Source organism: Streptomyces sp. NPDC004838 (assembly GCF_053600955.1).
Genome location: NZ_JBSGAW010000006.1, coordinates 248,583 through 274,304, shown reverse-complemented (window position 1 = coordinate 274,304; position 25,722 = coordinate 248,583). Strand labels below are relative to the sequence as shown.

The 25,722-nt window shown below is 72.6% G+C and carries 22 protein-coding genes; 10 read left to right on the top strand and 12 right to left on the bottom strand.

Annotated features, from left to right (window positions below):
- Window positions 1-56: 56 nt before the first annotated feature.
- Window positions 57-599 (top strand): hypothetical protein, encoded by a 543-nt coding sequence (locus ACWEFL_RS10025; RefSeq protein ID WP_451710001.1) that lies wholly within the window; start codon window positions 57-59, stop codon window positions 597-599.
- Here the strand turns inward: ACWEFL_RS10025 and ACWEFL_RS10020 are convergent.
- The 4 genes from ACWEFL_RS10020 to ACWEFL_RS10005 form a co-directional block, all read right to left on the bottom strand.
- Window positions 501-2,087 (bottom strand): NRAMP family divalent metal transporter, encoded by a 1,587-nt coding sequence (locus tag ACWEFL_RS10020; RefSeq protein ID WP_451709999.1) that lies wholly within the window; start codon window positions 2,085-2,087, stop codon window positions 501-503. The genes ACWEFL_RS10025 and ACWEFL_RS10020 overlap by 99 nt on opposite strands.
- Window positions 2,088-2,446: 359 nt before the next feature.
- A complete protein-coding gene (locus tag ACWEFL_RS10015; RefSeq protein WP_451709998.1) occupies window positions 2,447-3,754 on the bottom strand; it encodes a magnesium transporter MgtE N-terminal domain-containing protein in 1,308 nt (435 codons plus the stop codon).
- A 308-nt stretch (window positions 3,755-4,062) separates the two neighbouring features.
- Complete coding sequence (locus ACWEFL_RS10010; RefSeq protein ID WP_451709997.1) at window positions 4,063-4,185, bottom strand: DUF418 domain-containing protein; 123 nt, start codon at window positions 4,183-4,185, stop codon at window positions 4,063-4,065.
- A 164-nt stretch (window positions 4,186-4,349) separates the two neighbouring features.
- A complete protein-coding gene (locus ACWEFL_RS10005; protein ID WP_451709995.1) occupies window positions 4,350-4,778 on the bottom strand; it encodes a DUF5997 family protein in 429 nt (142 codons plus the stop codon).
- A 58-nt stretch (window positions 4,779-4,836) separates the two neighbouring features.
- On the opposite strand from ACWEFL_RS10005, the gene ACWEFL_RS10000 reads away from it, so the two are divergent.
- The 3 genes from ACWEFL_RS10000 to ACWEFL_RS09990 all read left to right on the top strand — a co-directional run bounded on the left by ACWEFL_RS10000 (window position 4,837) and on the right by ACWEFL_RS09990 (window position 6,607).
- Complete coding sequence (locus ACWEFL_RS10000; protein ID WP_451709993.1) at window positions 4,837-5,655, top strand: LysR family substrate-binding domain-containing protein; 819 nt, start codon at window positions 4,837-4,839, stop codon at window positions 5,653-5,655.
- Between the two features lie 90 nt (window positions 5,656-5,745).
- The gene (locus ACWEFL_RS09995; protein WP_451709992.1) at window positions 5,746-6,186 is read left to right on the top strand and encodes a helix-turn-helix transcriptional regulator; all 441 of its coding nucleotides are present in this window, start codon (window positions 5,746-5,748) and stop codon (window positions 6,184-6,186) included.
- 10 nt (window positions 6,187-6,196) lie between these two features.
- Entirely contained in the window at window positions 6,197-6,607 is a 411-nt protein-coding gene (locus ACWEFL_RS09990) for a VOC family protein (RefSeq protein ID WP_451709990.1), read from the top strand.
- Window positions 6,608-6,813: 206 nt separating this feature from the next.
- Here ACWEFL_RS09990 and ACWEFL_RS09985 read toward each other — a convergent pair whose 3' ends face one another.
- The 3 genes from ACWEFL_RS09985 to ACWEFL_RS09975 form a co-directional block, all read right to left on the bottom strand.
- Window positions 6,814-7,776, bottom strand: coding sequence for an electron transfer flavoprotein subunit alpha/FixB family protein (locus ACWEFL_RS09985; protein ID WP_451709988.1), 963 nt, complete (start codon window positions 7,774-7,776; stop codon window positions 6,814-6,816).
- A 55-nt stretch (window positions 7,777-7,831) separates the two neighbouring features.
- Window positions 7,832-8,620, bottom strand: coding sequence for an electron transfer flavoprotein subunit beta/FixA family protein (locus ACWEFL_RS09980; protein ID WP_451709986.1), 789 nt, complete (start codon window positions 8,618-8,620; stop codon window positions 7,832-7,834).
- A gap of 392 nt (window positions 8,621-9,012) precedes the next feature.
- Window positions 9,013-10,179, bottom strand: coding sequence for an acyl-CoA dehydrogenase family protein (locus ACWEFL_RS09975; RefSeq protein ID WP_451709984.1), 1,167 nt, complete (start codon window positions 10,177-10,179; stop codon window positions 9,013-9,015).
- A gap of 562 nt (window positions 10,180-10,741) precedes the next feature.
- On the opposite strand from ACWEFL_RS09975, the gene ACWEFL_RS09970 reads away from it, so the two are divergent.
- The 4 genes from ACWEFL_RS09970 (at window position 10,742) to ACWEFL_RS09955 (ending at window position 15,000) form a co-directional block, all read left to right on the top strand.
- Window positions 10,742-11,695, top strand: a complete 954-nt coding sequence (locus ACWEFL_RS09970; RefSeq protein ID WP_451709983.1) for a LysR family transcriptional regulator — start codon at window positions 10,742-10,744, stop codon at window positions 11,693-11,695.
- A gap of 352 nt (window positions 11,696-12,047) precedes the next feature.
- Complete coding sequence (locus ACWEFL_RS09965) at window positions 12,048-13,214, top strand: CaiB/BaiF CoA transferase family protein (protein WP_451709982.1); 1,167 nt, start codon at window positions 12,048-12,050, stop codon at window positions 13,212-13,214.
- Window positions 13,211-14,071, top strand: a complete 861-nt coding sequence (locus ACWEFL_RS09960; protein WP_451709980.1) for an FAS1-like dehydratase domain-containing protein — start codon at window positions 13,211-13,213, stop codon at window positions 14,069-14,071. The genes ACWEFL_RS09965 and ACWEFL_RS09960 overlap by 4 nt, the downstream gene beginning before the upstream one ends.
- 59 nt (window positions 14,072-14,130) lie before the next feature.
- On the top strand, window positions 14,131-15,000 hold the full coding sequence (locus tag ACWEFL_RS09955; protein ID WP_451709978.1) for an HpcH/HpaI aldolase/citrate lyase family protein: 870 nt from the start codon (window positions 14,131-14,133) through the stop codon (window positions 14,998-15,000).
- 287 nt (window positions 15,001-15,287) lie between these two features.
- On the opposite strand, the gene ACWEFL_RS09950 is transcribed toward ACWEFL_RS09955, so the two are convergent.
- Window positions 15,288-16,103: a hypothetical protein gene (locus ACWEFL_RS09950; protein ID WP_451709976.1), complete on the bottom strand. Its 816-nt coding sequence runs from the start codon at window positions 16,101-16,103 to the stop codon at window positions 15,288-15,290.
- Window positions 16,104-17,064: 961 nt separating this feature from the next.
- Window positions 17,065-18,552 carry a PucR family transcriptional regulator ligand-binding domain-containing protein gene (locus ACWEFL_RS09945; RefSeq protein WP_451709975.1) on the bottom strand — a complete coding sequence of 496 codons (1,488 nt, stop codon included), beginning with the start codon at window positions 18,550-18,552 and terminating at the stop codon, window positions 17,065-17,067.
- A gap of 345 nt (window positions 18,553-18,897) precedes the next feature.
- On the opposite strand from ACWEFL_RS09945, the gene ACWEFL_RS09940 reads away from it, so the two are divergent.
- On the top strand, window positions 18,898-20,112 hold the full coding sequence (locus ACWEFL_RS09940) for a CaiB/BaiF CoA transferase family protein (RefSeq protein WP_451709973.1): 1,215 nt from the start codon (window positions 18,898-18,900) through the stop codon (window positions 20,110-20,112).
- Window positions 20,113-20,173: 61 nt separating this feature from the next.
- Window positions 20,174-21,370, top strand: a complete 1,197-nt coding sequence (locus tag ACWEFL_RS09935; RefSeq protein ID WP_451709972.1) for an acyl-CoA dehydrogenase family protein — start codon at window positions 20,174-20,176, stop codon at window positions 21,368-21,370.
- Window positions 21,371-21,576: 206 nt separating this feature from the next.
- Here ACWEFL_RS09935 and ACWEFL_RS09930 read toward each other — a convergent pair whose 3' ends face one another.
- The 3 genes from ACWEFL_RS09930 to ACWEFL_RS09920 form a co-directional block, all read right to left on the bottom strand.
- Window positions 21,577-22,830 (bottom strand): GAF domain-containing protein, encoded by a 1,254-nt coding sequence (locus tag ACWEFL_RS09930; protein WP_451709970.1) that lies wholly within the window; start codon window positions 22,828-22,830, stop codon window positions 21,577-21,579.
- Between the two features lie 104 nt (window positions 22,831-22,934).
- On the bottom strand, window positions 22,935-23,558 hold the full coding sequence (locus tag ACWEFL_RS09925) for an N-acetylmuramoyl-L-alanine amidase (RefSeq protein ID WP_451709968.1): 624 nt from the start codon (window positions 23,556-23,558) through the stop codon (window positions 22,935-22,937).
- 712 nt (window positions 23,559-24,270) lie between these two features.
- Window positions 24,271-25,671: an SWIM zinc finger family protein gene (locus ACWEFL_RS09920; protein WP_451709966.1), complete on the bottom strand. Its 1,401-nt coding sequence runs from the start codon at window positions 25,669-25,671 to the stop codon at window positions 24,271-24,273.
- Window positions 25,672-25,722 lie beyond the last annotated feature (51 nt).

Genomic DNA, 25,722 nt, shown 5'->3' with positions numbered 1-25,722 from the left:
TGGTTCCGGTCCGCGCGTCGGGGGTGCGGGGTGATGATGGAAGTGAGGAGGTGGCTGTGGTGAGGACGCGCCGGCTCCGGGGTGGTCCCGTGGTGCTGCTGGTGGCGGCGCTGGCGGTCACAGCCGAGCTGGTGGCGTTCGTGGTGCCCGCGCCGTCCCGTCCCGGTGCGGGCGTCGCGACGGCGGCGGTCGTGGCCCTGGGGTGCCTGGTGTGGGCGTTTCTGGTCCTGGAGGGGCGGTTCAAGGCGCGTCATGGGCGGGTGGTGGTGAGGGATCCGGGCGGGGAGTGGTTCTCCCGTCGGGGTCTGGAGGGGTTTCCGGCGTCCGGGATTCGGCGGACGGCCGGTGGGGACGGTGGGAACCCGGTCCGTGTCGAGGAGGCGTGGGTGCTCGCCCGGCACGGCTACGGGGTGGCGTGGCTGACCAGCCGGCTGGGGGTGCCGCACGAGGTGGCGGAAGTGCTGGTGCGGGCCGCTCGGGAACGGGCGCCCGGCCCCGGATCACCCGGTGCCGAGGCGGACGGCCTTGACGAGCAGCAGCAGGGCGCCGAGGAGCAGATAGCAGCGCAGGAGGATCATCCCGGCTCGCCGTCCCGCTGACCATCGCGCCGGCTGGAGGAGGGTCAGCGGAGACATGCGCCAGGCGGCCTTCTCCGCGGGCGTCATGGCGGGAACCCTCCGGCGGGCGGGGCGGCGCCGCGCGGTGGACGCGGTCACGGCGACCAGAGCCGCGACGAGCGCTCCCGTGAGCCAGAGGAGGATCCGGCCGGCGTCGAGGTGCGGGAAGAGCGTCGAGGTCATGAGGGTGCCGGAGAGCAGGAGCAGCACGGCGATGATGAGGCCGGCGAGGATGTTGAGCCAGCGCGGGTTGACCCAGGGGCCGAGGACGTCGGGGTCGTTGCACAGCAGCAGGAGGAAGACGGCGGCGGAGGGGAGCAGGAGGCCGGCCAGGGCTTGGACGGCCTCGGTGATGACGCCGAGAGGGGCGCCGGGGATGAGGACGACGGAGGCCGCGGCGACGACGAGGAGACTGTACGACAGGTAGAACGGCCTGGCCTCGCGGAAGCCGCGGCGCAGGGAGTGCTGGATATGGAAGACGTCGCCGAAGGCGTAGCTGGTGGCGAGCGTGACGGCGGCGGCGCCGATGATACTGGCGTCCAGCAGGATGACGGCGAACATGACCCCGAGTACGTGGCTGTGCTCGCCGAGGGCGTGGGCGACTCCGGCCGCGTCGGTGAAGCGGCCCTGTGCCGGGGTGCCGCGGACGGCGTAGTCGGCGACCATCATCAGCGCGGCGGCGCCTGCCACGACGACGAGGGAGCCGAGGAAGGTGTCGGCGCGTTCGTAGGCGATGAAGCGGGGGGTGATGCGTTTGTCGATGACGTTGGACTGCTGGAAGAACAGCTGCCAGGGGGCGACGGTGGTGCCGACGACGGCGATGATCAGGAGGACGGCGTCGCCGGTGACGCCGCCCTGGACGCCGGGGACGACGAAGTCGTGGGCGGCCTGTCCCCAGCGGGGCCGGGACAGCAGGGTCAACGGGATGATCAGCAGGCTGACCGTGATGAAGAGGAACATCGACCGTTCCCAGCGGTGGAAGGCCCCGCCCGTGGTGACCGCGATCAGCAGGACCGCGGCCAGGGGAACGGCCGCGTAACGGGAGACTCCCAGATAGGACGCGGCCAGCGAGATGCCGATGAACTCGGTGACGAGGGTGAGGAAGTTGAGGACGAACAGGTCGCCGACGCTGAACCAGCCCCAGAACCGGCCGAAGCGTTCCATGATCAGCCGTGCGTGGCCGACTCCGGTGACGGCACCGAGGCGTACCACCATCTCCTGGTTCACCATGAGGACCGGGATCAGCAGGAGCAGGACCCACAGCAGGGAGTAGCCGTAGTCCTGTCCGGCCTGGGCGTAGGTGGCGACTCCTCCGGCGTCGTTGTCGCCCACCATCACGATCAGTCCCGGTCCGGTGACCGCGAGCATGGTGAGCACGCGCCGCCGCAGGTCGCGGCCGCCCTCCGTGCCGCCGACGGGCACCCGGCCGAGCGCCCCGCGGATCTCCTCCTCCGCCTCGCCCGTGCTCACGGACGTCGCGGCGGGGCGGGGTCCTCGGGAGGGCGGCGCGGGCGGTTTCTCGTGAGGTGTGGGTTCTTTCCGTGCTCCCCTTCCTGCGGGCGGGGGCGTCGGGCGAGGACGGGCACCGGGTGGGCGTGGCTCGGCCTTCCCTGGCTTTCCCGCCTTCTCTGCCTTCTTCTGCTTCTTCTGCTTCTCCGGCTTCTTCGCCTGCTTGTCCGTCGGCTCGGGAGCGTGGCCCGGCGTGGTGGCGGATCCGTCCGCAGGACGGGCGGGGGGCGGGGGGCCGGGTACGGCTTCGCCGTCGGCGGGACGTGGTGGGACCGGGCGTCGCGGGGGCCGTTCGCCGTCGGGAGGCGTGGCGTCGGGGCTCACGCGGACGCCGGGGGTGCGGGCGGTCCGGGGCTCGGGGGGTTCGGGTGCGGGTTGGGGCGTGGGGCGCGGGCCCGCTGCCGCCAGTCCCGGGGCACGATGACTTCGAGCACGTCGTCGACGGTGATCACCCCGAGGATCTCGTCGCTGCCGTCGACGACCGGGACGACCAGCAGATTGTGGTCCGTCATCAGCAGGGCGACGTCCTCGACGTCGGTGTCCGGCCCGACGCGCACTGGGTCGGCGTCCGCCAGATCCCCCAGCCTGACGGAGGCGTCGGCCTGTACGAGGGCGACCAGCGGAACGACGCCGACCAGCCGGTTCCCCTCCCGTGTGACGAAGAAGCTGTTCAGGGCCTCCGGCTGGAGCGAAAGGGCACCCCTCACCGCCTGGAGCGCCTGACCCGCCGTGCGATCGGCGGGGGCGGTGAGCGCGTCGAGGGACATCAGCCCGCCGGCGCTGGAGGGGTGGAAGCCGAGCAGCGTGAGCACCCGCAGCCGCTGCTTGGCGGTCAGGGCGTCCAGAACGGCCCGACGCCGCTCCTGGGGCAGTCCGCCGATGGCGTCGGCGGCGTCGTCGGCGCGCATCCGCCCCAGCACCGCCGCCACCTCCTCGTCCGACCAGTCACGGAACAGCCGGGCCTGCGCGTCGGGTTCCAACTCCTCGAAGACATCGGCCTCCAACTCCGGATCCGCGCCGACCGCCCGAAGGATCTCCCGCGACTCGGCCCGGCTCGCCTCTTCCAGCAGATCCGCGATGCCCGCGGGCCTCAGCCGTCCCAGCCTGCCCAGAACCCGCCTGCCCGCCATCGTGGGGGTGTGACCGATCAGCGGCTCGAACGACTTCCAGTCCCGCCAGCCCGCCTCCTGCCCACCGGCTGCGGCCCCGTGCCGTCGCCGCAGCCATCGGGGCCGGCGGCGACGGGTGAGGACGCGGGTCACCGCCCACCCCTCGGCGGCGGGCTCCAGCAGCACGTCGTACACGCGGACGAACTCGGCCTCCCGCACATCGACCAGCCGATGCCTCAGCACGTCCGCTCGCAGCAGCACCTCACCCTCGCGACGGCCGAACGCCCGTACATCCATCCGCCCGCTCGTCAACGTCACGTGTTCGGCGCTGAACCGGGCCACCTGGTCCGCGGGAAGGAAGACCTCGCGTCGGCCGAGTCTCCCCACCACCCCGATCACCAGCGGATACTCCTGCCCTCGCAGCCGCACGATGACGTCCGACAGCCGTCCGACGGCTTCCTGGTGCTGCCCGAGTAATGGCCGCCCGACGACCTCCGCCAGACGCAGAGAACCATTCATGGGGACAAAATAGACACACGGCTTCTTGAACCCTTGTATGGACACAGTCGTCTGTATGGACACAGTCGTCGAACAGTCGACCTGCCGCCGTCGCCCAGGGCCTTGACCCGGTTGCGCGGCAAGGGGATCCGGTCCATCTCACCGAACGGCGCCGCTGGGCGGCCGTGGCCCGGTTCGGTAGCCGATTCGGAGGCCGGTCCGCACCGGCACGGCGGCGTATCGGTGTGGCGGTATGTCGGCGCGGCGGTATGTCGGCGCGGCGGACTCCCCTCGGGTTCGGAGGTGGTGCGGCCCGTACCGGTGAGGTGTCAGTGACCGCGCCACGGTGGGAGGCGGGCGATGGTCACCGCCCGTAGCACCCACTCGGCCGGGCCGTACCGGTGGGTCCGCAGCCACCAGTGGCTGAGCAGCGTCTGCGCGTCGCCGAGCACGCCGAACAGTCGGATCGCCGCCGCCTATGGGGTGGAGATTCGACTGTTCGCGCTCTGTGAGACCGATTCACGGCCTGCGTGACCACAGCGTCGGCCGGGTGCGGTTCCTGTTCGCCCCCGCGGGAGCGGGCGCGCCTGTGCCCCGCGCCACCGCCGGAACGGGGTCAGGAGCGTGATCCGCCGCTCCGGTCGGCCGCCTCCGCAGCGTGCTTCTCGGCCTGCGCGGCGTGCTTCTCCTTGATGCGTACCGCTTCCCTGCGCACCTCGGCCTGAGTGGCGCGTTCCTTACGCAGCCACTCGGGCAGGTCCCTCTTCAGCGCGTCGATCTGCTCCGTGGTCAGGGCGTCGGTGACTCCGCCGCGCGCGAGACCGGCGATGGAGACGCCCAGCTTCGCCGCGACGACCGGCCGGGGATGCGGCCCGTTGCGCCGCAGCTCCTGGAGCCACTCGGGCGGATCGGCCTGGAACGCGCTGAGCTCGCTGCGCGAGACGACACCCTCCTGGAACTCCGCGGGGGTGGCCTGGAGGTACACACCCAGCTTCTTCGCCGCGGTGGCGGGCTTCATGGTCTGGGAGGTCTGGTGCGACGTCATGATGTCAAGGGTATCGAGCGTGTGTGCCACCTCCGACCACGGCCGGTAGCCTGGCCCGGTGACATTCTCGGAAGCACCCCCTTCGTTCCGGCTCGCCTATGTTCCGGGGGTGACGCCCACCAAGTGGGTGCGGATCTGGAACGAGCGGCTTCCAGAGGTCCCCCTGACCCTTGTCGCGGTGTCCGCCGACGAAGCGCCCGCAGTGCTGCGGGGCGGCGGCGCCGACGCGGGTTTCGTACGTCTCCCCGTCGACCGTACGGATCTGAGCGCGATCCCCCTCTACACCGAGACGACGGTGGTCGTGGTCCCGAAGGACCACATCGTGGCGGCGGTCGACGAGGTGTCCGCCGAAGACCTGGCCGATGAGATCGTGCTGCACCCCCTCGACGACACCCTCGACTGGGAGGACCGGCCGGGACGGCCCGCGAACGAACGCCCCGCCACCACCGGGGACGCCGTCCAACTGGTGGCGGCGGGAGTGGGACTGCTCGTGGTCCCGCAGTCACTCGCCCGCCTGCACCACCGCAGGGACCTCACCTACCGGCCCGTCGCGGACGCCCCTCAATCGCGTGTCGCGCTCTCCTGGCCCGAGAACGAGACCACCGACCTGGTGGAGCAGTTCATCGGGATCGTCCGAGGGCGGACCGTCAACAGCACCCGAGGCCGCCCGCCGACTCCGCCGCAGCCGAAGGGCGAGCGCGCCGGCGGTGCCCGGCGGAAACCGGCGGCCCGCAAGCCGGCCGGCCAGGGCCACCGCAACGGCTCGGGCGGATCCAAGGGTTCCCAAGGTTCCAAGGGGTCCAAGGGCTCCAAGGGGTCTGGCGGGTCCGGCAGGTCCAAGGGTTCCCAGGGCGGCAAGCCCCGCCGCCGGTCGTAGCCCCGGTGTGTGGGCGGCACCGGCGGTTCGGTGCGGCCCTGCCGCCGCCTGCGGCGAGGCTCCGCTCGAACAGGCTGGTAGCGTCGTTCCATGACTCCGGAAGACCTCGCCGATCTCGCGCATCTGCGCCGAGCGCGGGACCTGATCGACCGGGAGTACGCGCGGCCGCTCGATGTGCCGACGATGGCCCGCCGTGCGCTCATGTCGTCGGCGCACTTCTCGCGGCGGTTCCGGGCGGCCTACGGCGAGACGCCGTACGGCTATCTCATGACCCGCCGGATCGAGCGGGCGATGGCGCTGCTGCGCGGGGGCATGAGCGTGACCGACGCGTGCATGGCGGTCGGCTGTACCTCGCTCGGCTCGTTCAGCTCGCGGTTCACCGAGATCGTGGGGGAGACGCCGAGTTCCTACCGTGCCCGTGAGCACCCCGCCGTGGCGGCGATGCCCGCGTGCGTGGCCAAGGTGCGCACCCGCCCGGCGAGGAATCCGCCGAGCAGGATTGAAGAAGCGGGCCGCTCCGGCGCCGCCTAACGTGGGCGGCATGAACATCGCACTCCAGTACTGCCACATCACCGTCAACGACGTGGACGAGTCGCTCGCCTTCTACCGTGACGCCCTCGGCCTCGACGTGCGCAATGACGTCGCCTCCGGCGGATTCCGCTGGGTCACCCTCGGCAGCACGACTCAGCCGGACCTCGAAATCGTGCTCTCGGAACCGCATGCGGGCCGTTCCCAGGCCGACGGCGACGCGCTGCAGGAACTGCTCACCAAGGGCGTCCTGCCGATGACCGTCTTCAGCACCGACGATCTCGACGCGGCCTTCGAGCGGGTACGGGCGTCCGGGGCCGAGGTCCTCCAGGAGCCCGTCGACCAGCCCTGGGGCCCGCGCGACAGCGCTTTCCGCGACCCTTCGGGCAACATGGTGCGGATCCAGCAGGCGGCCAAGGCTTGACGGTCCCGGCCGTTCGAGGGTCTCTCCGGACGCGGTGTGCGCCCGCGTGGCCGAGGAGCGGGGGAAGCGGGGAAGCGGGACGCGCGGCCTGTGCGGGAGAAGGGCCTCCCGCCCGGACGCGGTCGCGTCATGGACGTCCGAGAAAGAGCTGACCCTCCGGTCCGGCGGGCTCGGGAAGGAGCCTGCCGGACCGGTGTTCCCTGCCGTCAGCCCTTGCGGGACTCGATCTCCTCGGTCAGCCGCGGGACGACCTGGAACAGATCGCCGACCACTCCGAGGTCGACGAGGTCGAAGATCGGGGCCTCGGCGTCCTTGTTGACGGCCACGATGGTCTTCGAGGTCTGCATACCGGCCCGGTGCTGGATCGCGCCCGAGATGCCGGCGGCGATGTAGAGCTGCGGGGAGACCGACTTGCCGGTCTGGCCCACTTGGTGGGAGTGCGGGTACCAGCCCGCGTCGACGGCCGCGCGGGATGCCCCGACGGCGGCCCCGAGGGAGTCCGCGAGCGCTTCGATCACGCGGAAGCCCTCGGCGTCGCCGACGCCGCGTCCGCCGGAGACCACGATCGCGGCGTCGGCCAGCTCGGGGCGGCCGGTCGGCTCGCGCAGGGCGCGCGAGAGGACCTCGGCGCTCGTGGCCGGTTCCGTGAAGGCGACGGCGAGCGTCTCGACGGCGACCTCGACCGGCGCGGGCTCCACCGGAGCCGAGTTCGGCTTGACCGTGATGACCGGAGTGCCCTTGGAGACACGGGACTTGACGGTGAAGGACGCGGCGAACACCGACTGCGTCGCCACCGGTCCTTCGTCGCCCGCCTCCAGATCGACGGCGTCGGTGATGATGCCGGATTCGATACGGACCGCGAGGCGGGCCGCGATCTCCTTGCCCTCGGCGGAGGACGGCACGAGCACGGCCGCCGGGGACACGGTCGCGTACGCGGCCTGGAGCGCGTCCACCTTCGGTACCACCGGATATCCGGCGAACTCGGGGGCGTCGGCGACCAGAACCCTGACCGCGCCGTGCCGCGCGAGCACGGCCGCGGTCGCCTCGGCTCCGGCGCCGAGGGCGACGGCGACGGGTTCGCCGAGACGCCGCGCCAGGGTCAGCAGTTCAAGGGTGGGCTTGCGGACGACGCCGTCCGCGTGGTCGACGTGGACGAGGACTTCAGCCATGGGAATTCTCCAGCGATCGCGAGGGGTCTGGGGGCGGTTGAGGTGCGGCCGGGGCTCAGATGAACTTGCGCTCGGCCAGGAACTCGGCCAGCCGCCTGCCGCCGTCGCCCTCGTCGGCGAGAACGACGCCGGCGGTACGGGGCGGGCGCTGGGCCACCGAATCGACCACGGTCCGGGCGCCCCGGAAGCCGACGTCGTCCGCCTCGATCTTCAGATCCGCGAGACCCCAGGTCTCCAACGGCTTCTTCTTGGCGGCCATGATGCCCTTGAAGGACGGGTAGCGGGCCTCGCCCGACTGATCCGTGACGGACACCAGCGCGGGCAGGGACGCCCGGACCCGCTCGCTCGCGCTGTCGCCGTCGCGGCGGCCGGTGACGGTGCCGTTCTCGACCTCCACCTCGATTTCGGACAGGAGGGTGAGCTGCGGGACGCGCAGCCGCTCGGCCAGGATCGCCGGAAGAACGCCCATGCCGCCGTCGGTCGAGGCCATACCGGTGATGACCAGGTCGAAGCCCGCCTTCTCCACGGCCCTGGCGAGCACCAGCCCGGTTCCCATCACATCGGTGCCGCGCAGGTCGTCGTCCGTGATGTGGACGGCCCTGTCGGCTCCCATCGCCAGCGCCTTGCGCAGCGCTTCCTTGGCGTCCTCCGGGCCGATCGTCAGCACGGTGACCTCCGTGCCGTCCGACTCCTCGGAGATCCGGACGGCCTGCTCGACGGCGTACTCGTCGAGCTCGGACAGCAGACCGTCGACCCCGTCGCGGTCCACGGCCAGATCACCGGCGAAGCGCCGGTCGGCGGTGGCATCCGGAACGTACTTCACACAGACGACGATGTTCGCCATCGGGACATCTCCTAGCGCTTCCTCGAACATGACCTGGTCACTACGACTTCAGGCGACTTCACTACTGCTTCACCACGGCTGGGCCGCTGCTTCCCACGGCTGTGCCGGGGCGGCCCTCGTCCGGGCCGTCCGGTTCGGTGGCGTGCCCCTCGGCGGGCCGCTCCGTCTGTGGCGGGGGCCGGGTGCGGACCGGCCCCCGCCACGGCGGACGAGGGCGCTCGGGGCGGAGTCCGGCGCCCGCCCGCCCGCCGTGCCCGCGCCCGGCCGGGTCTCCCCGCGCCGCGCACGGTCCCTCTCAGGGCGGTTGCCGCCTGTCCACGTACCCCCGCGTTCCCGGGTCCGGCCTCCCGGCGGCCGGACCCGGACCCGTGCGGCCGGACCGCACCGGGTTCTCAGGCGTCGAGACCGCCCCGCTTGACGAGCTGGCGCACGATCACGTTGCGCTGGATCTCATTGGTGCCCTCGCCGACGATCATCAGCGGCGCGTCGCGGAAGTACCGTTCCACGTCGAACTCGGTGGAGTACCCGTAACCGCCGTGGATGCGGACCGCGTTGAGCGCGATCTGCATCGCGGTCTCGGAGGCGAAGAGCTTGGCCATCCCCGCCTCCATGTCGACCCGGCGGCCCGCGTCGGCCTCACGCGCGGCGTGGAGCGTGAGTTGGCGCGCGGCCGTCAGCGATGTGGCCATGTCCGCGAGGTAGTTGCCGATCGACTGGTGCTGCCAGATCGGCGTGCCGAACGTCTCACGCTCCTGCGCGTACGCCAGCGAGTCCTCCAGGGCTGCCCGGCCGACGCCGAGCGCGCGGGCGGCGACCTGGAGCCGTCCGGTCTCCAGGCCCTTCATCATCTGGGCGAACCCCGCGCCTTCGGCGCCGCCGAGGACGGCGTCGGAGGGCGCGCGGTAGTCCTCGAAGGACAGCTCGCAGCTCTCGACGCCCTTGTAGCCCAGCTTGGGCAGGTCACGGGAGACCGTGAGGCCGGGGCCGTGCTCGACCAGGAGGATGGAGATGCCCTTGTGCGCGGGGGTGGCATCGGGGTCGGTCTTGCACAGCAGGGCGATCAGCTGGGACCGCCGGGAGTTGGTGATCCAGGTCTTCGAGCCGTTGATCACATAGCCTTCGGCGTCCTTGCGGGCGACGGTGCGCATGGCCTGGAGGTCGGAGCCGCCGCCCGGCTCGGTCAGCGCCATGGTCGCCCGGACCTCACCCGTGGCCATGCGCGGGAGGTAGCGGCGCTTCTGCTCCTCGGTGCCGAAGAGCAGCAGCAGTTTCGCCACCACGGTGTGACCGCCCATCGCCCCCGCCAGGCTCATCCAGCCGCGGGCGAGTTCTTCAGTGATGAGCACGTAGCACGGTGTGGAGACCGGATTGCCGCCGTACTCCTCCGGGACGGCGAGCCCGAAGACTCCGAGGTCCTTCATCCGCTCGATCAGGGCCTCGGGGTAGGTGTTCGCGTGCTCGAGTTCCTGTACGAGGGGTTTGACGTCCCTGTCGACGAAATCGCGCACCGTGCCCACGATGAACTGCTCGTCCTCGGACAGGATGTCGGTCGTGCTCATGCTGAAGCTCCTCGCTCGATGTCGCTGGGTACCGCTGGACGGGCCGGCGGGCGGCCGGAGCGGCCCGGTGACGGCGCGCCCGGTCGCGCTGTCTTACGGCCCGGCCAGGACGTCCCGGCCACGACGTTCCGGCCGGAGGCAGACGGTGCGGAGGCGTCCGTACGCCACCGGTCCCCGCCGCGTCCACCGGTGGAAGGGGCGCACGGCCTCGGCTTCCCGGCGTGCGTGTGCGGGGCGCGGACTCCTGTGGCGCAGACCGCTGTGGCGCGGACCCCGTACGCCGTATCCGTGTGGACGGCTCCGTGTTCCGACCGTGCGGGCGGAACCGGCGGCGGCCATCCGGAACCGATGCCCGCGCTGCGAAGGAGCGGTGGTTCGGTCATGGGGAGACCTCCGGGAAGTGGGCCGGGTAGGGAGCCGCGCGCGGTTTCCGTACGGCGCGGGGCGATCCTGACGGCCTCGTATGCTGGACTCAGTGCCATCATGGACTCTCATGGCAGTGCGAGTGAAATAGTCATTGGTGATGTCCCCATGCCGTGTGGGGATGGTCGGGAGCGCAGGCGTGGACATCAAGCAGCTCAAGGCGCTCATCACGGTGGCCGAGGTCGGCAGCGTCACCAGGGCGGCGGAAGCGCTGCATCTGGTCCAGCCTGCGGTCACCCGGCAGATCCGCGCCCTGGAGCATGAACTCGGCGTCGCCCTCTTCGAGCGGACCCGGCAGGGAATGCGTCCCACCGAGGCGGGCGCCACGATGGTCGAACGCGCTCGGCGCGCCCTGAACGAACTGGAACGGGCCCGCGTGGAGGTTCAGCCCACGCCGGGCGTACTGACCGGCATCGTCACCGTGGGCCTGCTCGAAAGCGCGACCGACCTGCTGGCGGAACCCCTGGTCTCCGCACTGGCCAAGGAGCATCCCGGCATCGAACTGCGTCTGTTCACCGCGTACTCCGGCCATCTCCAGCAGTGGCTCGACGACGGGGATCTCGATCTGAGTCTGCTGTACAACCTGGCGGACACCCCCTCGCTCAACGCGCATCCGCTGCTGCGCGAGAACCTCTGGGCGGTCGCACCGGCCGAGGAGGGCCTGCGGGCCGAGAGCCCGGTCCCCTTCGCGGAGGTCGCCGCGCACCCCTTCGTCATGCCCGCCTCCGGCCACGCCCTGCGCACCCTGGTCGACGCGGCGGCGGCTCGCGCCGAGGTCGACCTGGACATCGCCGTCCAGACCAACTCCCTGCGGGTGCAGAAGCAACTCGTGATGGCCGGTCATGGCTGGACGATCCTGCCCGGAGTGGGCATCGCCGAGGACGTCGCCGACGGCTCCTTGAGCGCCGCGCCGCTGTGCGAACCGGACGTATGGCGTCCGATCGTCCTCGGGACGCCGAGAATCAGGCGCACACCGCCCGCCGCCGAGGCCGTCGCGCAGGAGCTGATCCGCCAGATCGAGGCGGCCGTACGCCAGGGCAAGTGGCCCTCCGCGCACCTGCACACGCCGAGCCCGTCGGCCGAGGACGCCTGACACATCCGGTCCGCAGCGACGTCCCGGTCCGTAGCGATGCTGCGGCGCGCCGGGTACGGCGGGTGTGTGGACCGCCCTGCGCGCGGGGCGGCCCAGCCGGTTCCACCGTCGGCGCACCCGCGCGCACGGGCCATCCCGGGTGCTGCGCGGCGGGATCGAGCTGGAGTCGCCCGCGTATCCGCACGCACGGGCCATCCTGCCGATGCATGGCAGGCATGATGAATCGGTATTTCACGCGAGGCGTCATAAGCGCTCATGATGGAACCCGAAGGCAAGAGCGGGAACGGCCGGCGTCCCGCCGGGTGCGACGCCTTCCGACCCCGCCCGAACCGGCCGACCAAGGAAGGCACCCATGCGCCACCCTCTCGAAGGCATCACCGTCGTCGCTCTTGAGCAGGCCGTGGCCGCGCCGTTCGCCACCCGCCAACTCGCCGACCTCGGCGCGCGGGTCATCAAGATCGAGCGGCCGGGGGCGGGCGACTTCGCCCGCGGATACGACCGCACCGTGCACGGCCAGTCGAGTTACTTCGTATGGCTCAACCGGGGCAAGGAGAGCGTCGCACTCGACATCAAGGACCCCTCCGACCGGGCCGTGCTCGACGCGCTCGTGGAGCGGGCTGACGTCTTCGTGCAGAATCTGATCCCCGGTGCGGTCGAGCGCCTGGGCCTCGACGCCGCCACCCTGCGGGCCGCCCGGCCCGAGCTGATCCACTGCTCGATCTCGGGGTACGGCCCGGAGGGTCCTTACCGGTCCAAGAAGGCATACGACCTCCTGGTGCAGTGCGAGACCGGGCTGCTGATGACGACCGGCACGCCCGAGGCGCCGTCGAAGGCCGGGATCTCCATCGCCGACATCGCCACCGGCATGTACGCCTACACCGGCATCCTGACGGCCCTGTACGACCGGGAGCGAACCGGCGGGGGCGCCGACCTGCATGTGGCGATGATCGACGCGCTGGGAGAGTGGATGAGCCAGCCGGCGTACTTCTCCCGCTACGGCGAGGAACCGCCCCGCAGGACCGCGGCTCGGCACGCCTCCATCGCGCCCTACGGTCCCTACCGGGCCCAGGACGGCGAGGTGTTCCTGGGAGTTCAGAACGACCGTGAATGGGCTGTTCTCTGCCGCGAGGTGCTCAACCGCCCGGACCTGGTCGAGGATCCCCGCTTCCTGACCAACACCGACCGGGTGGAGAACGACGACGCCCTGACCCCCGTCGTGGAAGGCGCATTCGCCGACCGCACCGCCGAACAGGTCGTCGAACTACTGGAGAAGGCCGGCATCGCCAACGCCCGGCTGCGCACCCCGGAGCAGTTCACCCGGCATCCGCAACTCGAGGCCCGCGACCGCTGGCGTCCGGTGGACACACCCGGCGGAGTCATGAGCGCCCTGCTCCCCCCGGTCGAGTCGGCCGGATGGGAACCCGCCATGGGTCCGGTGCCCGCGCTTGGCGCGCACACGGAGGCGGTACGCGCCGAACTGGGCCTCGCGCCCCGGCAGACGAAGGAGGCGTCCGCGTGAACGAGGTCGTCGAACGGACCGAAATCCTGTTGCCCGGCCCGGCGCGGGCTCTGGGCGCGCTCCTGGACGTTCCGGTACCCGACCTGGAGGGCGGCGAGGGCCTGCCGCCTCTCTGGCACTGGATCTATCTGCTCGACCGGCCCGCGCAAGCCGATCTCGGCCCGGACGGGCATCCCGTCCGGGGGACCGTTCCCGCACCGCCCGGACCGGGCCGACGCCGGATGTGGGCCGGTGGGCGGGTCCGTGTCCGGGGAGCGCTGCGCTGCGGCGAAGCGGCCACCAGACGTACGAGAGTGCTGTCCGTCCAGGAGAAGCAGGGCCGATCGGGGCCCCTGACGATCGTCGTGGTGGGGCATCAGGTGCTTCAGGACGGTCGCGTGGTGGTCGACGAGGAGCAGGACATCGTCTACCGCGAAGCCGTCGCGGCGGCGGAACGCCCGGCGGAGCCGACGGGCGGAGGAGCGTCGGATCCGACCGCGGCCGCAGGTGCGACCGCGGCGGTCGCCGACGGCGAATGGGCCGTCGGAATCTCCCCGACCCTGCTGTTCCGGTTCTCGGCGCTCACCTACAACGGCCACCGCATCCACTACGACCGCGACTACGCGCGCGATGTCGAGGGCTACCCCGGCCTGCTCGTCCACGGGCCGCTCCAGGCCCTCGCCATGGCGGAAGCGGCCCGGGCCCGGGGGTGCCAGGGCGATCAGCTCTTCGAGTACCGGCTGAGGTCACCGCTCTTCGACCACCAGGGCATGGTGGTCACGGCCGTCCGGGACGGGGAAGCGATGACCACCGGCGTGCGGGACGCCCACGGACGGCAGACCGCCACGGGCTCGCTGCGGAGCCTCGACCGACCCTGACCACGGGCCCCGCGCCCCGCCGTGTGCTGTGAGAAGCGAGTGTTGTGAGGAGCGAACTGGTGAACGAGATCCGCGATCCGGGCGACGCGTTGGCGGTGGCGCGGACGTTCCTGTTCGTGCCGGGACACCGGCCGGACCGGTTCGGCAAGGCAGCGGCCGGCGGGGCCGACGCCGTCATCCTCGACCTGGAGGACGCCGTCGGTCCGGACCGGAAGAACGAGGCCAGGGAAGAGGTCCGCGCGTGGCTGGACCAGGGGCACCGGGCGGTGGTGAGGATCAACGCCGCCGGCACCCCGTGGCACGGGGACGACCTGGCGATGGTCGCCGGGAGAGCCGCCGCCGTGATGGTGCCCAAAGCGGAGGACGCGGCTGAACTGGACGCCGTGGCACGGAGACTGCCCGCCGGCACGGGAATCGTCCCGCTGATCGAGACAGCCGCCGGGGTCGCCGGGGCGGTGTCGGTGTGCGCCGCCGCGTCGGTGGTGCGCCCCGCGTTCGGCAGCGTCGACCTCGCCACTCAGCTGGGCATCCGGCACACGTCGCACGAGGCCCTTCGGTACGCGCGATCCGCACTCGTCCTCGCCGCCGCCGCGGCGGGCCGCGGCGCGCCGATCGACGGAGTGACCACCGCGCTGGGGGACCCGAGCGCCCTGCGGGCCGACATCGAACACGCGGTGACCCTCGGCTTCACCGGCAAGCTGTGCATTCACCCCTCCCAGGTTCCGGACGCGAACGAGGGCTTCAGCCCGTCGGAGGAGGATCTCGCATGGGCCCGCCGTGTCATCGAGGCGGCACCGGACGGTTCCGTGGCGGTTCACGACGGCCAGATGATCGATCGACCCGTACTGCTCCGGGCCCGCGCCCTTCTCGACCGGGCGCGGAACGGGCCGTCGGGCGCCGGTGTCGGGGGTCCCGGACCCCTGGCGTAGTCACGGAAGGTGGGACGTGGTGCGCGGCGGCTCCCGCCGCGCACGCCCGTTGGACGCAGGGGACCGGTCGGGACGGCGCCCGCCCCGCGGCCGCGGCGGGCCGGGACGCGGTCGGCGTTGGTTCGGTGGGGTGATGTGGCGGGGGCACCGGGGTGGGGGCTGTTCGGGTGGTGCTTTCCCTGGTGTGGTGGTTGTCTGTCTCGGGGGTTCTCATGCCGGAGACCCCGGCCCGATTGCGGCGGGCCGGGGTCTCCATGTTGTGGCTGTTGTCGTCGCTGCCGGTGTGATTACCTGCCGTAGTCCTCCTCGTGGTGGCCGCCCTCGTGGTGGCCGCCCTCGTGGTGGCCGCCCTCGTCGTGGTGGCCCTCCTCGTGGCGGCCCTCCTCGTGGTGGTCGCCGTGGTGGTGGTGATGATGGCGCCCGTGGTGGTGGTGGCGGCGCTCGTGGTGGTGGTGGCGGTGCTCGTGGATGACGCGGAAGCTGCCGACGACGCCGTGGCGGACGTGGATACCGCCGTCGTCGTTACCTTCCTTGCCCTCCTTGCCTTCCTTGCCGTGGTGGTGGTTGTGCTGGTGGGGCATGACGCCGTTGCTGGAGCTCCAGGGGCCGACGGTGGCGAGGGGGGCGCCGTTGTCGCAGGTGGCGCCCCGGAAGACCTCGACGGTCCGGTGGCTGTTGTTGCGGATGTTGAAGGTCTTGGCGCCGAGGCCGCTGACGACGGTGATGCAGCCGCCGGGGTGGGCGGAGTAGGTCCGCTCGTTGAAGTCGATCCGCCCCTCGTGGTGGCGGTGGTGGTGATGGTGGTGGCGGTGGTGGTGGAAGTGCTTACGCTTGTGCTCCTTGTGCTCCTTGCCGTGTTCCTTTTCCTTGCCGTGCTCGCGCTCTTCTTCCTTGCGGGAGCCTCCGTCGCTGCCCGCGGGGGCTGCCTGGGGGGCAGCGGCAGGGGCCGGCGCGGGGGCCGCCGGGGCCGCGGGGACCGCGATCGGAGCCGCGACCGGGTCCGCGACGGGCGCGGCGTCTGCCGAGGCGTAGGTGACGCCTGTGGCGACGAGCGCCGCGGCGGCCGCGACTGCGGCTGTCATGGCGATGTTGCGCGTGGTCATGTCATTCCCTATCTCTGAGACATCGGCTGAGAGGCCGGTCCATGGATGGACAGTCCGATAATCCCTTTATCTGTCATTTCGGACACGTGGGGGAGGGGGTGGGAGAGGGCCGAGTGGGCGCATCCGAGGGGCCGCGCGGAGCCCGGACGGCGGCCGACGCGGTCGTAAGTGGCTTGCTGGAGTGGCTGGTTGAGGGGGTGTTGGACTGTACGGGCGATTGGGCGCCCGTACTCACTCCGTCAGCCCCGCAGCGGATGGCCGCGGTGTGCCGGACGCACCGCACGCCGTCGCTCCTGAAGGGCTGTCATCTGACACCGGGTGGCCTAGGCCGCTTCTGATGGATCTTGCTGGGCTCGTGTGGCCTGGGACCTTCCCCCTGGGTCTGACGGCCCGGGAGGTGCCCCCATCCTGGGCCTGGCGGCCCGGGAGGTGCCCCCATCGTGGGTCTGGCGGCGCGGGAGGTACCCCCATCCTGGGCTTGGCAGCCCGGGAGGTGCCCCCACCGCATGGGCTCCCTCCTCCGCCCCTGCGATCCACGGCACCAGACCCCGCTCACCAACCCGGCCTGATCCATCGGAGACGACCTGATCGTCGGCCATGCGAGGTCTCGCCGCGCCACCAGCCCGCGACCCGGCGGCGTGCGGCGAACTCCTCGGACCGGACGGGTGCATCGGACCCGGTGTCCGTCCCGGACCCGGCATGCGTCCAGGACCCGTAGGGATCCCGGCGCTCAGGGTTCCGCTTCCACGGCGTCCGGGAGCGTACGGAATCGGGGCCGTCCCCTCGGCCTCCGCGCAGCGGACGGTGGCGATCCACTCGCCGTCACCGCCGGGGTTCTCCCACCCGGCCATGCCGGGGTGAGGGCGGCCTACCGGTCCCGGCGAGTCCGGCGTTCGTCTCGATGCCGACCGGGTGTGCGCGGACACCGGTCCCCTCGTCGGCAGGCCAGGGTCCGGCCCGGTCAGGCGAGGCCGTTCTCCCGCAGCGCCAGCCAGACGCGGCTCGCCGTGTCGGGGTCGTCCAGGTCGGCGTCCAGCAGCCGGGTGGCGGTGCCCATGCGGTGGCGGAGGGTGTTGCGGTGGACGCCGAGGTCGGCGGCGGCGCGTTCCCAGTTGCCCCGATGGCGCAGATACGCGGCTACCGCCCCGACCAGATCGCTGCGGCGGTACGCCAGGAGCGCGTCCAGGCCGGGCGCGGCGGGCGCGCCATAGGCGGCCAGGTCGCGCAGGTCGCCGGGCGCGGTGGCCGCCAGAGTGCGCCGGAGCAGCGGCAGTTGCCGGTGCAGTTCGGCCAGGGAGGTCTCGGGGCCCAGGACGGCCCGCATCCCGAGGGGGTCTTCAGCGGTCATCCGCCGGACGGCGGCCCGCACGGTCTCCGCGTCGTCCGGTCCGGCCAGCGCCCAGAGCACGTCCGGTTCGGACACCGCCAGGATCCGCTGCCCGCCCCCGGTGGCCGCGGACCCCTCCCCGGCCGTCGCGTGTTCGAGGACGTCGAACACGCCGTCGGGGTCGTCGGCGAGTCCCGCGAGCCCCAGCGGCCGCACCCGTGGGGCGATCGCGGGCAGACCGAGTTCGGCGGCGAGCGCGCGGGCCGCGTCGAGGTGGCCGCTCAGCAGCAGCCGGGCCACGCACGCCCGTGCGGTGCGCGCGGCGGTGACACCGCGCCGCCGCTGTTCGCTCTGCAGAGCCAGCAGAGCGCACGCCGTCAGCACGAGCTGCCGGTCCGGCGCCTTCATGGGGCGCGGACAGCCGGTGGCGACGAAACCGCTCAGCCGCCCGCGTCCGGTCAGCGGCTGCAGCACGACGTCATCGGAGCCGAGGGGAAAGGTCGCGGACGAGTGCGGGCCTGCCACGCGCAGCCGGGCGACCTCCGCCGTGATCCGCCGGGCACTCGCCCCGTGCTCGCGTGGCCAGACCGCCACCACTTCCCCCTGGGGGGTCAGCTGGGCCGCCCATCCCTCGACGGCGTCGGCCAGAGTGCGCACCACCGCGCGTACGGGATCGGGCCCGGCGGCCGACCGCACCAGGTCACGGTGGGCGCCGAGCGCCGCGCTCAGTTCCTCCCGGCCGACCGCGGCGGTCAGCGACCAGTAGGTGCGGGCGACGGTGAGGAACGGGGTGGGCGCGGGAATGGCGAGCAGCGGCAGCCCGGCGCTCTCGCAGGCGGCTGCCAGCACCTTCGGGACGGCTTTGTGGACCGGGCCCAGGCCGATGCCGAGCGCGGCGACGCCATGGGCCGCCAGCCGGGCCGTGTACGCCCGGGCCTGCGCCGTCTGCCCGGTCAGCCCCATGCCGGTGGTGAGCAGCAGCTCGCCGCCCGCGAGATAGGGCGTCGGATCGGTCAGCTCGCTGACATGGACGCCGGTGATCTCCCGGTACGGGGGTACGGCAGGGGTGACGGGTTCGAGATCGGAGCCCAGGAGACGTACGAGTTCGTCGAGCGCGGGCATGGTCCCTCCCTGGGGCTCCTGGGGGCGAATACGGTGCACTTCGTATAAGTTTCACTGATCTTCGGATGCATCATCCAGGGAATTCGATGTCTGATCACGTCTAACTTCGTGACCATCGGCCGACCCGCCATGGAAGGACCTCCGGATGCCCCCTGCCGTCCCCCCTGCCGAGACACGCCCCGGTGCGGCGACGTCCACGGAGGCGAGCCGCGTCGCCGCGCCCCCTGCCGAAGCGGGCCGCGATCCGCGGACCGACGCCCCCACGGCCGTCCCGACACCGGCGGCAAGCGCCCCGATCACCGTCGTGACTCCCGACCGGGCGGCCCCGGAGACGGGAGGCAGGGCATGACGCGGTACAGGGGACAGGACCCGCGGCCGGACGGGAACCCGGGCGTCGGCGGCGGACCGCTGGAGGGGCTGCTGGTCGCGGACTTCAGCCGGGTGCTGGCCGGTCCGCTGTGCACCATGACGCTGGCGGACCTCGGCGCGACGGTCGTCAAGGTGGAACGGCCCGGCTCCGGCGACGACACCCGTTCCTGGGGGCCGCCGTGGTCGGCGACGTCCACCACCTACTTCGAGAGCGTCAACCGTTCCAAGCTGGGGATCACCCTGGATCTGGCCGACGGAACCGACCGCGCCCTCGCGCGGGAGCTGGCCCGCCGCGCCGATGTCGTGGTGGAGAACTTCCGCACGGGTTCGCTGGACCGGCTGGGCCTGGGCTACGAGGAGGTCTCGGCGGCCAACCCCAAAGTCGTGTACTGCTCCATCACCGGCTTCGGCAGCGGCGCGGGCGCGGGACTGCTGGGCTACGACTTCATCGTGCAGGCCGTCGGCGGCCTGATGAGCATCACCGGCGACCCGGACGGCGACCCGACGAAGGCCGGGGTGGCCCTGGTCGACGTGCTCACCGGCAAGGACGCCGCGATCGGCGTGCTCGCGGCCCTGACGGACCGGAAACGCACGGGACGCGGCTGCCGGGTCGAGGTCAATCTCCTCTCCAGCCTCCTCGGCTCCCTGGTCAACCAGGCCCAGAGCACCCTGGAGACCGGCCGCCCACCGGCACGCATGGGCAACCGGCATCCGTCCATCGCCCCGTACGAGACCCTCCGCTGCCGCGACGGGCTGCTGGCCGTCGCCTGCGGCAACGACGGCCAGTTCACCCGGCTGGCCACCGTGCTCGGCGTGCCGGAACTCGCGGAAGACCCGCGCTTCTCCACCAACGCCGTCCGGGTCGGCCACCGCGAGGAACTCGTGGCCGCGCTGGAGGAGCGCCTCGCGGGGGACGACGGCGCGGTCTGGCAGGCGCGGCTCACCTCCGCGGGCGTACCGGCCGGAAAGGTCGGCGCCGTCACCGACGGGTTCGCCCTCGCCGAGGAACTGGGCCTGTCGCCCACCGTCGCTCCGGCCGGGGGCGGGACGCCCGCCCCCAGGCACCCGGTGACGTACTCCACCGGCCTGGTGAGCGAGGCGCAGCCGCCGCCGGCCCTGGGCGAGCACGACGAGACCGTACGCGCCTGGCTCGACGGACCAGGCGACGCGCCCCTCCCCGCCACCCGCTGACCCGGCCCTCCCGGCCCCCGACCACCCCCGATCCACGCGACCCGCGCGAAAGGCAAGGCGAATGTCCACCGACCCCGGCACCTCCCGTACCAAGATCGACCCGCTCGACCTCACGGGCATCGACGACATGCTCAGCCCCGAGGAGAAGGCGGTCCGGGCCGCGGTCCGCCAGGTCTGCGACTCGGCCGTCGACCCCTATGTGGCCGAGTGGTTCGAGAGCGGCGAACTCCCCGCGATCCGTGAACTCGCCAGGGAACTCGGCGGCCTCGGGCTCCTCGGCATGCATCTGGAGGGGTACGGCTGCGCGGGGATGAGCGCGGTCGACTACGGCCTGGCCTGTCTGGAGCTGGAGGCCAGCGACTCCGGCATCCGCTCACTGGTCAGCGTCCAGGGCTCGCTGGCGATGTTCGCGATCTGGAAGCACGGCAGCGAGGAGCAGAAGCAGCGGTGGCTGCCCGCGATGGCGGCGGGCGAGGCCATCGGCTGCTTCGGTCTGACCGAGCCCGACCAGGGATCCGATCCGGCCGGCATGCGCACCCGCGCCCGACGCGACGGCGGGGACTGGGTTCTCGACGGCCGCAAGATGTGGATCACCAATGGATCCGTCGCCGATGTCGCCGTGGTGTGGGCGCGGACCGAGGACGGCGTCCGCGGATTCGTGGTGCCGACCGACACCCCCGGATTCTCCGCCCCGCTGATCAAGCACAAGATGTCGCTGCGGGCGTCGGTCACCAGTGAACTCGTCCTGGACGGGGTCAGGCTTCCGGCCGACGCGGTTCTGCCCGAAGTGCGCGGGCTGCGCGGGCCGCTGTCCTGTCTGAACGAGGCCCGGTACGGCATCGTCTGGGGCGCGATGGGAGCCGCGCGCAGCTCGCTGGCCGCGGCCCTCGACTACGCGCGAGAGCGCGAGCAGTTCGGCAAGCCGATCGCCGGGTTCCAGCTCACCCAGGAGAAGCTGGCGAACATGTCCGTCGAGCTGACCTGCGGCACCCTGCTGGCCCTGCACCTCGGCCGCCGGAAGGACGGCGCGGGGCTGCGGCCCGAACAGGTCAGCGTCGGCAAGCTCAACAACGTGAGCAAGGCCCTGGAGATCTGCCGCACCGCCCGCACCATCCTGGGCGCCAACGGGATCTCGCTGGAGTACCCGGTGATCCGGCACATGGCCAACCTGGAATCGGTACTCACCTACGAGGGCACCCCCGAGATGCACACCCTCGTCATCGGACAGGCCATGACGGGAGTGGCGGCCTTCCGCTGAGGGAGCGTCACGGAGCCGACACGGCGGCCTCCCCGGACGGGGGCCGCCGCGCTCCGGATTCCCTGCTACCCGCCCTCCGCCCTCCGCTCCCGGACCTCGTGGGCCGGGGTTTCAACGAGCCGGCCCTGCGGTCCGGGCGCCCGCGTCCGTGGGCGGCTCGGCCGCTCCAAGATCCACCGGATAGGCCCTGAGCCGTGCGGAAGCCGTCACGACCCCTGCCAGGCGTCGATCTCCCTGACACGTGCCAGCGCGGCCGGTCGCCGGGACGAGGGAAGCACGGAGGCCAGCGCGCGCCAGACCGGGAGGTCGTCCTCCCCCCAGGGGCTGTACGCCCAGTCCGCGAGCAGCCCCGGATCGCCGCGCGCGATCAGGGCCGCGCGCATCTGGCCCTCCAGGCGGCGGCGGAGTCGTACGACCGCCGGGGCCTGCGAGGCGGGCAGCAGTGGCCCGGCGTACGCGCTGAGCGCACCCGTCACCGCCCCCGACGCCAGCCGCCGGGAGACCGTGTCGAAGTCCGTGTCGACCCGGTCGGCGAGGCGGTACGGCCGTGAACGCAGCAGCTCGGAGCCGAGCAGTCCGCGCAGCCGGGAGAGTTCCGCCCGGAGGGTGACGGGGGTGACCGACTCGTCCTCGTACAGCTCCGTGAGCAGCTCGTCGCCGCCGACGCCCTCGGGACGGTGGGCGAGCAGTACCAGGATCTCGCTGTGACGGCGGCTCAGCCGCGTCTTGCGCCCGTCCACGACCAGCAGCGCTTCATCCCGGCCCAGCGCGGTCAGCTGTACGCTCCCCGTGGCCGGCGGCGGTGCGAGGAGCGCGAGCTGTGACTCGGCGGCCCGCGCGACGGCGCCCACGAAGGCGAGGCTGTGGGGATGCGCCAGCCGGTCCCCGCCGGTGATGTCCACCGCACCGAGGACCCGGCCGGTGGCCGGGTCGTGGATCGGGGCCGCCGCGCAGGTCCACGCCTGAACCGCACGGCAGAAGTGCTCGGCCGCGAAGACCTGCACCGGTCGGTCGACCATGATCGCCGTGCCCGGCGCGTTCGTCCCGGCGACCGCCTCGGCCCAGCGCGCGCCGGGAACGAAGTTCATCAGGCCGGCCTTGCGGCGGGTGGCGAGCGGTCCCTCCACCCAGAGCAGCCGGCCGTGCGCGTCGCAGACCGCCACGAGGTGTTCGCCGTCCGTCGCGTACGCGCTCGTCAGCTCCCGCACCAGCGGCATCACCAGCGCCAGCGGATGATTCTCGCGGTACGCGTTGAGCGCGTCTTCGTCCAGCTCCACGCCGACCGTGGTCTCCGGGCTGACGCGGGCGCGCGCCGACCGCCGCCAGGAGGCGGCCACCACCGGGCGTACCGGCCGTTCGACCGTCCCCGCGGTCAGATACGCGTCGTACGCCCTGCGCAGTGCGCGGCTACGCTCCGCCGGATCCGCGCCCGGCTCCAGGGCCACCCATGCGTCTCTCAACTCGGCCTCCCAGGCCCATATCGTGACCCAGGAGGGCGGGCTCGACAAGCGGTTGACGTATGTTCAGAAACGTTTCTGGCTACAGGGTGCGACCAAGAGCGCGGTCAGGCGAAGTTGACGAGACGGATGTAGCGCACCCAGTCCCAGTGCGGTCCGGGATCGGTGTGCGTGGATCCGGGGACTTCGTGGTGGCCGATGATGTGCGCACGGTCCTTCGGGATGCCGTAGCGATCGCAGATCGACGCGGTGAGCGCCGCCGACCGCGCGTAGAGCGAGTGGGTGAAGTAGGCGGGCTCGTCGACCCAGCCCTCGTGCTCGATGCCGATACTGCGGGTGTTGTAGTCCCAATTGCCGGCGTGCCAGCCTACGTTGCTCTCCAGTACGCACTGTGCGACGTGGCCGTCCGCCGAGCGGACCACATAGTGGGCGGACACCCGCTTCGCCGGATTCTGGAAGATGCTGATCGTGTCCGCGAAGGTCTCCTGCGTGACGTGGACGACCACGAAGTCGACGGAGTACGAGGAAGGGCGGTGGGAGGCGGTGTAGTTGGACGTGGACGCCGGCATCCAGTGGGCGGAGGGGTGATCGACGCCCGCCCGGCCGGGTGCCGCTGCCGGAGCGCCCGGCCGGGGCGTGGCGGTGGCCGCTCGCGCACGGCCCGCGGGCGGCAGAGCACCGATGGTCACCGCCGCGGCGGCGGCACGCCGGAGCAGTCTTCTACGGTCCATGGGGCCTCTCCTGGTGGGGGACGACAGAAGCGGGGCGAACGCGGCGACCCCATGGCCGGTGCCGGAGGTCGCCCCGAGGATCTCCTGCCGGCCGCCGATCTCGCGGATGCGGCGGTGCGGGTCTCGCCGGTGTCGCGAGCGCGGGCGAATGGCCTTCCCCCGACTGGCCGATGAGGGCCGGTCGTTCCGGGCCCGTTGGTCCCGGGCCGGTCCGGCGGGAGGCGTGAGCCGGTCCCGACCGGTCCGGCCCGGGCGGGTCCACCGTACGGCGGCGGACGCCGGGGCGGAAGACGGCTGCGCGGAGTCGGGATGCTCCAACTCGCCGGAAAGTTGGATGAGTTGGTGAGAAATTCGGCGCGGCCGTCTTCTCGGCCGTCGGCCGGCCCCGGTACCCGGCGGTCGTACGGCGATGCGGCGGCGGGGTCCCGCCACGACCGGGGGCGCGGGCCGGCCCCGGCCGTGTGGCCAGGGCTCCGGCGGCTCGGCGTCGGTGCGGCACAGGGTCTCGCGGTGGCCCGGCGTACACCGCAGGGGCCCCCGTCCGGTCCGGCGGCTTTCGCCCGCCCGTTCCGTCGCTCGGGCCCTTGCAGCGCGTCCCGCCCGTCCGGCCGGTCCCGCCCGTCCCGCCGGTCATGCTCGTCCGGCCGGTCCGGCCTGTACTGCCGGTCCGGCCGTTCGCGTACTCCCGGCCGTGCGCGGGATTCCGGTCCCCTCAGCCGGTTCCGCCCGTCTCGCCGTTCCCGCTCAGCAGCCCCGCCAGCGCGCCCGCCGGATCCTGGTCCCCGGGACCGGCCGGGGCCCAGCGGCCCTTCTCCCTGCGATACGGCCACCAGCGCCCGTCCCGGCCCAGGCGCAACTGGGCCTCCGCGCCCACCACCGTCCAGCGGCCCGCTCCGGCCGCCCGCAGCCGCGGCCGCTCCCCGGCGTCCCAGGCTTCCTCCAGGGCCACCGCCGCCCGTGCGAGCGCCTCCGGTTCCGGCGTCCACCCGTCGCCGAGCACCGCCAGCCCGGCCGGACCGCCCGTGAGCCAGGCCCGTACGGCGAGATCCAGTTCGGCGCGCTGCCGCCCGGTCCCCGCCGCCAGACGGCTCGAGACGACCGGCCCCGGCGCCGACGCCGCCATCCGTACCGCGTCCTGGTCCAGCGTCAGCTCGGCCTCCGGAGGCCGGCGCTCATGCCCCGCAGCGAGCGCTTCGGCGAGCATCCGGTGCGCCCGTACCGCGGCGTCCGAGGCCAGGAACTCCAGCGCGTCCGGATCGACACCCGGAACCGGCTCCGCTTCGGTGCCCAGTGCGGGCGGCTGCCCCGGCTCGTCCGGCAGCGGCGGCGGAGGAGGCAGCGGCGGCAGGGTCTCCCGCACCGCGAACACCTCGTCGGCCGGTACGCCCTCCGGTTCCGCCTGTTCCGCCGGGGCGCCCGCGGTGCCGGAGGCGGCGGCGCGGGCCACGCTGCGCGCCTGCAACTCGTCCAGCACCCGTCGCTCGCCGCGCCCCCGCATCAGCAGCAGGACGAACGGATCCTGGTCCAGCAGCCGCGCCACCTCGTAGCACAGGGCGGCCGTGTGCGGGCACAGGTCCCAGGCCCCGCACCCGCACTCGGGTTCCAGATCCCCGATGCCCGGCAGGAGTTCGACACCCGCCGAGGCCGCGTCCTCGACCAGGTGCGGCGGCATCTCCCGGTCCAGCAGAGCCGCGATATGCCCCGCCCGGTCCACCGCCGTCCCGAGGAACCGGTCCCATTCCGCGTCGCTCAGCCGCGGCAACAGCACATCGCTGCGGTGCCCGGTGCCGTCCCGGTCCCGTACGACCGCCGTGATCCTGCCCGGACGGACCGACACCGCCCCGACCGCGCCCTCGCGGGCGTGTCTGCGGCCCTTCTTGAGCTGCCCGGAGTCGAGAGCGGTGTCCTCCAGCGCCTTGATCCAGGTCCGCCCCCACCAGGTGAGGGCGAAGCCCCGGCCCCGGACCGGAGGTTGCGCGGCGAACGTCTTCTCGTCCGCCGCGTCGTGGCCGTCCGCACCGCCGTGGCCGTCTGCTCCGTCGTAACCGTCCGTCCCGCCGTGGCCGTCCGTCCCGCCGTAGCCGTCCGACGCGTCCGTACGCCCGGAATCCACAGCGTCCCCTGGGCCCTCGGTGTCGTCTGAATGATGTCCGTGGAAACGACC